This window comes from Reyranella aquatilis (genome assembly GCF_020880995.1).
GTDB classification, from domain to species: domain Bacteria; phylum Pseudomonadota; class Alphaproteobacteria; order Reyranellales; family Reyranellaceae; genus Reyranella; species Reyranella aquatilis.
In genome coordinates this window covers 1-2,193 of sequence record NZ_JAJISD010000025.1, presented here as the reverse complement: position 1 = coordinate 2,193, position 2,193 = coordinate 1, and the positions used below count along the sequence as shown (strand labels likewise).

Here is a 2,193-nt window from a genome sequence, read left to right as displayed (position 1 = left end):
CGCTCCAGCCGCAACCATTGATCGTCCCTCAGAACTTCTCCTTCCACGCCAGCCTCCAAAAGCCAGCGTTGAATCAGAGCTTCAGCCCAAAGGGAATCCTGAAATTGTCACCACGACCTAGAGAATGAGCCATCTAAACTTCTGCATCTGCAGCAAGTAAATTCACCCCAGCTTTATCAGAACGATCACAATCTGACGGGCGTATATCCGCGCGACCGGCAAGCAGAGGTTGAGTTGGCACTGATGGAAGCTTGGAATTGGCTGGAGGTTCAGGGGCTTCTGATTAGAGCATCTGGTACCAACGGTAACTCTGGCTTCCGCGTGCTCAGTAGGCGTGCGCGGAAGTTCGAGAACACTGAGCAATTCGTGCGGTACGAAGTGGGGCGGCGCCTGCCTCGCGAGATGTTGCATGTACGCCTTTCCCAGACAGTGTGGATGGCATTCCTAAGAGGCGAATTTGATAGCGCCATTCTCCAGGCCATGAAGGCCGTGGAAGTATCAGTTCGCGAAGCGGCTGAACTGCCTGATAGCGCGATCGGCGTAAAGCTCATGCGTGAAGCATTTGCTCCATCCAAGGGAAAGCTGACGGATATGAGCGCTGAAATCGGTGAACAAGTCGCACGCATGGAACTATTCGCGGGTGCCATCGGTTCTTACAAGAATCCCCAGTCACATAGAGACGTGAACCTCGATAATCCTGAAGAAGCGATCGAAATGATAATGATCGCTAATCATCTGTTGCGAATCGTGGATGCAAGGAAAAAAGCCTAAGAGGGGATCTGCAATGGCCGTCTTCGTTTATTTTCTTCAGGGCGACAACGTCGCTACCGCGTTTGCATCCCATCTGGTTGAAGCCGGCAATACATGGAATGTGGACAACAAATGGAGCGTGCGACACGATCGTGCTCATGTGCCCGGAATGCAGAACCACGTTCATATCATGATGAAAGGCCGGGAAGTCTCGGTCATCAACAAGGACGGTACGCCAAGTCACAGCACGGACAGGGGTAAGGTCCCTAACTGGGTGATAACTCAGATTCGGGATCGTGGATTGATCGAAAGTCAGTTAATTGTAGAAGCGTCCAGTACTCCTCTAATTGTCCCGCCAGAAATTATTGCCGCGGCAGTCCAGCACCAAGAATTGGAAGCTAGAGCTACAGAGCTTATTTCAAGACAGTTAAGGCGAGACTGACGTTTTGACAGTTTTGTGCCATCAGCATTAGAAGTGTTTCTTACTGTTGCGCGCTTCGCTGGTAGGAGCTCGCCAACCCCTCCAACGCCTTTGCCCCATCGCCCTTGAACGTCGGCCCGTGCATCAGCGCGATCGTCGTCGGCTTCAGCGCGGCCAGGCGGCGTAGCGTCGGCGCGGCCATCGGCGTCGGCGGCATGAACGGCAGGCGCTCGGCGACCGCGATGGCGGGGGCGACGATGTCGCTTTGGGTGGTGGGATCGGCGGGGCCGGTCTGGGTGAAGAGATCGCTGCTGAACAGCGTGCCGGTCGTCTCCTCGTAGATCAGGCCGGCGTCCCAGTTGTGCGGCACGTGCGGCGTGTCGAGCCAGCGCACCCGCTTGCCGCCGAGATCGAGCACCTCATTGTCCTTGAGCGCGCGCGGCGGGCGGTCGGCCATGTCGGCGAGCCAGATGTTGCAGCCGGTCAGGCCGTGTGCCGGTTGGGCGTTGGGCGCGGCGGCGAGCCACTGGTTCAGCGCGCCGCTTTCGTCGCCCTCGACATGGGAGCAGGTCGTCCAGCGCAGCTTGTCGAGCGGGATCACCCGCTTCACCGCCTCGACGATCAGCGGGAAGAGGCTGCGCTGGCCGTAGTGGAAGAGCAGCGGCTCGTCGGCGTCGATCAGGAACTGGTTGAAGGTGAAGCCGGTCGGTCCGACGTTGGGCACGAAGGTCGAGAGCCGGTAGATGCTGGGCGCGATCTCGGCGACGGTGGTTCTCATCGCGGTCTCCCTAAGGGTCTTCCCGAAAGTACCTCACCCTGAGGAGCGAACGCAGTGAGCGTCTCGAAGGGTGGGCACGAGCACCCCGTCCGTTGCCCATCCTTCGAGACGGCCGCTGCGCGGCCTCCTTGTATCAAGAGACGGCCGCGTCGGCGTAGAGTTGCGGGCGCGGTCTCGGTGGAGAGCCCGGAGTCTCCTGGGGCCTACAAGCCCGTTCCTGAGCTCGGTGCCTCCACCGTTGATT

3 protein-coding genes are annotated in these 2,193 nt (G+C 58.6%); 2 read left to right on the top strand and 1 reads right to left on the bottom strand.

The annotated features are described in order from the left end of the window. Positions 1–243: 243 nt before the first annotated feature. Positions 244–771 carry a TIGR02391 family protein gene (locus LJ725_RS28795; RefSeq protein WP_230554362.1) on the top strand — a complete coding sequence of 176 codons (528 nt, stop codon included), beginning with the start codon at positions 244–246 and terminating at the stop codon, positions 769–771. A 13-nt stretch (positions 772–784) separates the two neighbouring features. Continuing rightward, entirely contained in the window at positions 785–1,192 is a 408-nt protein-coding gene (locus LJ725_RS28790) for a hypothetical protein (RefSeq protein WP_230554361.1), read from the top strand. Between the two features lie 40 nt (positions 1,193–1,232). Here the strand turns inward: LJ725_RS28790 and LJ725_RS28785 are convergent, their stop codons facing one another. After that, entirely contained in the window at positions 1,233–1,949 is a 717-nt protein-coding gene (locus tag LJ725_RS28785; RefSeq protein ID WP_230554360.1) for an oxygen-binding di-iron domain-containing protein, read from the bottom strand. Between the last annotated feature and the right edge of the window lie 244 nt (positions 1,950–2,193).